The 5,207-nt window shown below is 69.7% G+C and carries 4 protein-coding genes; 1 reads left to right on the top strand and 3 read right to left on the bottom strand.

The features are described from left to right. Positions 1-134: 134 nt before the first annotated feature. The 3 genes from G6026_RS04325 to G6026_RS04315 are packed head-to-tail and all read right to left on the bottom strand — an operon-like array spanning position 135 to position 4,302. Positions 135-1,208, bottom strand: coding sequence for a phosphotransferase family protein (locus tag G6026_RS04325; protein WP_182612352.1), 1,074 nt, complete (start codon positions 1,206-1,208; stop codon positions 135-137). Between the two features lie 52 nt (positions 1,209-1,260). Continuing rightward, complete coding sequence (locus G6026_RS04320; protein ID WP_182612351.1) at positions 1,261-2,604, bottom strand: MFS transporter; 1,344 nt, start codon at positions 2,602-2,604, stop codon at positions 1,261-1,263. 36 nt (positions 2,605-2,640) lie between these two features. Further along, entirely contained in the window at positions 2,641-4,302 is a 1,662-nt protein-coding gene (locus G6026_RS04315; protein ID WP_182612350.1) for an AMP-binding protein, read from the bottom strand. Between the two features lie 125 nt (positions 4,303-4,427). Between G6026_RS04315 and G6026_RS04310 the strand changes: the two genes are divergently transcribed. Beyond that, entirely contained in the window at positions 4,428-5,039 is a 612-nt protein-coding gene (locus G6026_RS04310) for a TetR/AcrR family transcriptional regulator (protein WP_182612349.1), read from the top strand. Positions 5,040-5,207 lie beyond the last annotated feature (168 nt).

Raw genomic sequence — 5,207 nt, 5'->3', positions numbered from 1 at the left:
GAGCACGGGCTGCGCCGTGGTCGGGCCCGTGCGGGGGTCGACCGGCCCGCGCACGGCCCGGGCGGAGGCATCGGATGCGGTGTCGTCGGACGCGCTGGCGCCGGGTGCGGGTGAGGTGGACGCGGGATCAGCCATCAGCGGGTGCCTTTCCGGGAGTCGAGGATCGAGTGGCCGTACTCCACCAGTTCGCGGATCTGCGGGCCGATGTCGCCGAAGTCCTGTCCGGCCATGTCACCGGCCTCCGAACGGGTGGCCACTCCCTGGGCGATCGCCGCGAACTTGAACGTCGCGAACGCCAGATACCAGGGCATGTGGGCGGGGTCCGTGCCGGTCGCGGAGCAGTACCGGTCCAGCAACCGCTGTGGGCCCGGCCATCCGGGACCTGTGGTCAGGCTCGGGATGAGCGGGACCTCGGGGCCATCGGGATCGCCCCAGTACAGAACGGTCTGGGCGAGGTCGGCCACCGGATCGCCGAGGGTCGACAGTTCCCAGTCGAGGATCGCCTTGATCCGCCCCGGATCATCGGCGTCGACCACACAGTTGTCCATGCGGTAGTCACCGTGGATGATCCGCGACGACGGCGAGGTGGGCAGGTCCCGTCCGAGTCGCGCGGCCAGCTCGGGCAGACGGTCCGCGCGGACGCTCTCGCTCGCCTTCTCCGATTGGCCGAGCCACCGGCGTAGCTGCCGTTCCAGGTAACCCTCCGGCCGCCCCAGATCCCCCAGACCGACGGCATCCTGGTCCACCGCGTGGAGAGCGACCATCGCGTCGATCTGCGCGTCCGCCATGGCCGCCTTGTCGTCGTCGGTCTCGGCGTAACCCGGCGGCAGTGCGTCACGGATCACGTGACCGACCACCTTCTCCATCACGTAGTACGGGACACCAAGGTCCTCACCGGTGGTCTCGTTGAGCACGATCCCGGCCACCGGGACGTCCGTCGACGCCAGCCCCAGCTGGATGCGCGCCTCGCGACCCATGTCGTGGGCGCTCGGGAGGAGCTCACCCGTGGGCGGCCGACGCAGGATGAGCTCGCCGGCGTCCGAGCGGAGCGTGAACGTCAGGTTGGACTTGCCCCCCGCGATCAGCTCGGCGGAGAAGTCCGTCCAGGCCGCCTCGCCCGTGGCCTCGGCGATCCTGGGCCCCACGACGTCGGGGCGGAGGAGTCGGTCGACCGCCAGGCCGGCGGACGATGCTGGTGGAGTGGTCATGGGGGTGATCCTCGCGGTTGATGGGCGGTCGGATGGCCGGAACGGGCACGGACTAGTCGTGGCCGACCGTGTGCAGGTCGTTGCCGCGGGTCTCCTTCATGATCGCCGTGGCGATGAGGGTGCAGACGCAGAGCACGATGATGTAGGCACTGATCATCCAGTACACGTCCCACTCGATGAACTGCGCGTTGAGGTACGGTGCGCTGCCGCCGAAGACCGCGACGGACAGGGAGTAGGCGAAGCCGATACCCGCCGTGCGCATCTTGGTGGGGAACGCTTCGGACATGAACGACGAGAGGATGGATCCGGCGGCGGCGACCAGCGTCATGGCGATGAGCGAGGTGAGGAACAGGGTCCACGGCCGGTCGTCGATCATGCCCATCAGGAAGGGGGTGGTGACGATGGTGCCGACCGCGAAGATGAAGATCACCGGACGACGGCCGATCTTGTCCGACAGCAGGCCCCACAACGGAAGGGTGCACAGGGCGACCAGCTGGCTGCCGAAGATCATCCAGAAGGCGGCGCCCGCATCCATGTCGCGCTGCGTGATGGCGAACGTGGAGGCGTAGGAGCTCCAGGTGTAGTGGGCGACGGTGACGCCGGAGACCATGGTCACGACCAGCGCGATCGCCCGGGCGAGACGGCCCTTGGAAAAGGTGACGACCGGGGAGGTCGGGTCGGCCGCGGCCGCCTCGGCGGCCTTGTCGAAGACGTCGGACTCCTCCATGCCGGCCCGCAGGTACAACACGAACAGGGCGAACACGGCGCCGAGCAGGAACGGGATGCGCCAGCCCCACTCGCCGACGGCGGACTCGGACAGCACGGCGGTGATGGTGCCGCCGACTCCGTAGGCGACGACGGTGCCGCCCATGATGGCGACGAAGACCAGGCTCCCCCACATGCCGCGGCGATGCGGCGGTGCGATCTCTGCGACGTAGCTGTACGCGGTCGCGGACTCACCACCGTGGGCGAAGCCCTGGACGATCCGGCAGAGCAGGAGCAGCACCGACGCGAAGACGCCCAGGGTCTCGTAGCTCGGCAGCAGGCCGATCAGCAGGCTCGCGCCCGCCATCATGAGCATGGTGGTGATGAGGACCCACTTGCGGCCCTTGACGTCCGCGATCCGGCCGAAGACGATCCCGCCGAGCGGCCGGACCAGGAAGCCCACCGCGAAGACGGCGAACGTCGCCAGCAGGGCCGAGACCGGGTTCTCGTTGTTGAACATCGCCGCCGCGATGAACGGGGCGAACACCGCGTAAGCGGTCCACTCGTACCACTCGAACAGCTGCCCGGTGGTGCTGGCGGCGAGCGACCTCTTGGCGTTCTTGTTGCCCTCGGCGGACTGGGTCGGGGTGACCTCCGAGGGGAGGTCGGGGCGGATGCTGGCCTCGGCCATGTCATCTCCTTCGGGTCGGGTGAGGGGTCTGGGGGATCAGGAGGGGGTGTGCTCGTCGCGGAGTTCGCGGCGACGGATCTTGCCGGTCTGGGTCTTGGGGAGTTCGCCCACCACGTGGACCTCGGAGGGCCGCTTGTACGCGGCCAGGCGCGATGCGGCGAACGAGATCAACTCCGCCTCGGAGGCGGTGCGTCCCGCCTTGAGGGAGACGAACGCGACCACCTTCTCGCCGCGGTACTCGTCAGGAAGGCCGACGACGGCGGCCTCGAAGACCGCGTCGTGCTCGTACAGGACGTCCTCGACTTCTCGGGGCCAGACCTTGTACCCGGAGGCGTTGATCTGGTCCTTGAGTCTGTCGACGAGGTAGACCCAGCCGGCGGAGTCCATGACGGCCACATCACCGGTGTGCAGTCGGCCCCCGGGCATCGCCCCGGCGGTGGCCGCGTCGTTGCGCCAGTAGCCGGAGACGACCTGCGGTCCGCTGAGGACGAGCTCGCCCTGCTGGCCGGGCGCGACGGGCCGGTCGTCGACCCCCACCACGCTCGCGTCGACGCCGGGGAGCGGGACCCCGACGGAGAGGGTGCCGCTGGACTCGTCGACCGGGGCGCGGAGCCCGGGCGGGACGGCGATGACCCCCGAGGTCGTCTCTGTCATGCCGTAGGCATTGTGGATGTAGTGCCCGAACCGCTCTCTGAATCGCTCGACCGTCGACGGCGGGATCGGCGCTCCCCCGCTGTAGAGGGTCTTGACGGAGGCGAAATGCTCCGGGCCGGCCCCGTCCAGTCGCATGAGGGCGTTGAACGCCGTGATGGACCCGATCGTGTAGGTGACGCGGTGTTCACGGAAGGCGTCCAGGACGACCTCGGGCCGGAAGCGCCCGGCGAAGACCAGCGCAGTATCCCCCAGCAGACCGAGGGTCGCGTTGATGACCGCGCCGGTGATGTGGAACAGCGGGGCGATCGCCAGGACCACGTCCCCCGGCACGACACCCACGAAGTCGGCGAAACTCCGGGCCACGGACACCACGTTCGCGTGCGAGTTCATCGCGCCCTTGGGTGGGCCGGTGGTCCCCGACGTGTAGGTCAACAGCGCGAGGTCGTCCGGGGACACCGCGACGGGCGCCGGGGTCCGACCCGAGAAGTCGGAGATGAGCTGCACCAGATCGCCGTCCTCCGACGGCACTCCCGAATCCGTGCCTCCGAACACCCGGGGATCGTTCCGGGTCTGCAGGTCCTGCTCACTGGTACCGAGGATCCACCCGACGTCGGTGCCCTCCACGCTCTCGCGGATCGCGGCGACGTCCCGGTCGGTCGCGATGATCCCCACCGCGCCGGAGTCCTCGACGGGCAGCCGGAGCTCGCGGCCGAAGTACATGGGGTTCAGGACCACGGCGGCGGCGCCGATCTTCCACAGGGCGAGCAGGGAGATGGCGTACTGCGGGATGTTCTGCAGGTGGATCCCGACGCGGTCGCCGCCCTGCACGCCTCGATCCTGCAGCGCCGCGCCGAGGGCGTCGGACAAGCGGTCGACCTCGCGAGCCGACAGCACGGTGTCGAAGTACGCGACCGCGGTCCGGTCCGGACTCGTCGCGACTCGGTCGCGCCAGGCGGCGACCAGCGTTGATCGCTGCTCGGCGAGGCCCTCGTCGACGCCCGGGCGGTACACGTCCCGCCACGGGCGCGCGCTCGGTCCACTCATCGTCGCCCTCCATTTCCATCGCCCCGACCGATCGATCGCTCGGTCCGATGTAGTGTTACCCACACCACATCACGTGTCAAGTGACCGACAGCTAGGGTTTTTCGATGACCGAGGAGAGTCCACCGATGAGCGACTGGCGAGAATTCGGGCCCGACACCCTGTCGCCCCCGTTGCGGGCCGCGCTGGCCGTCTTCGCGCGACACGGGTATCACGGCGCCTCGATCAGGATGATCGCCGAGGAGGCGGGCCTGTCGGTTCCGGGCCTCTACCACCACTATCGCTCGAAGCAGGCGATCCTCGCGGCCGTGGTGGACGCCGCGATGGCCGAGATGTTCCAGCACACCAGAGCGGCCGTGGAGGACGCCGGCAGCGACCCGGTCGCGCGGTTCGAGAATCTCGTCGAGTCCCTGGCCCGGTTCCACATGGCCAGGAGGGACCAGGCGTTCGTGGCCTCCACGGAGATACGGAGCATGGACCCGGACGTTCGTGACCACCACATCGCCCAGCGCGACTCGCAGCAGACGATGCTCGAAGACAGCATCCGGGCCGGCGTCGAGTCGGGCCATTTCGCCTGCGAGCACCCCGAGGACGCGGCCCGCGCGATCTCGTCGCTGTGCGTGTCGATCTCATCCTGGTACCGCCCCGACGGCCCCCTGACCGCCGACGACGTGGTGGCGCGCCAACTGCACTTCGCCCGCGGGATGGTCGGCGCGGGTGCGAGACGCAGGGGTCGCTGACGCGCTCGTGGAGTCCGGTATCCCGTCACCGCCCCCGCGCCGACCGGCCTTTCCCCCGCGACGCGGGCTGCCGGCCCCGGCGCTGTTCGTCCCGTACCCGCTCTCCCCGGGCCCGCGCCTTCGCCGCCGCCTTCTGCCGGGCGTTCAGCTTCTCCTTCGGTGCGTCCC

Origin of the sequence: Dietzia sp. DQ11-38-2 (assembly GCF_014145055.1) — a bacterium.
Taxonomy (GTDB): Bacteria; Actinomycetota; Actinomycetes; order Mycobacteriales; family Mycobacteriaceae; genus Dietzia.
This window is presented reverse-complemented; position numbering and strand designations above follow the sequence as displayed.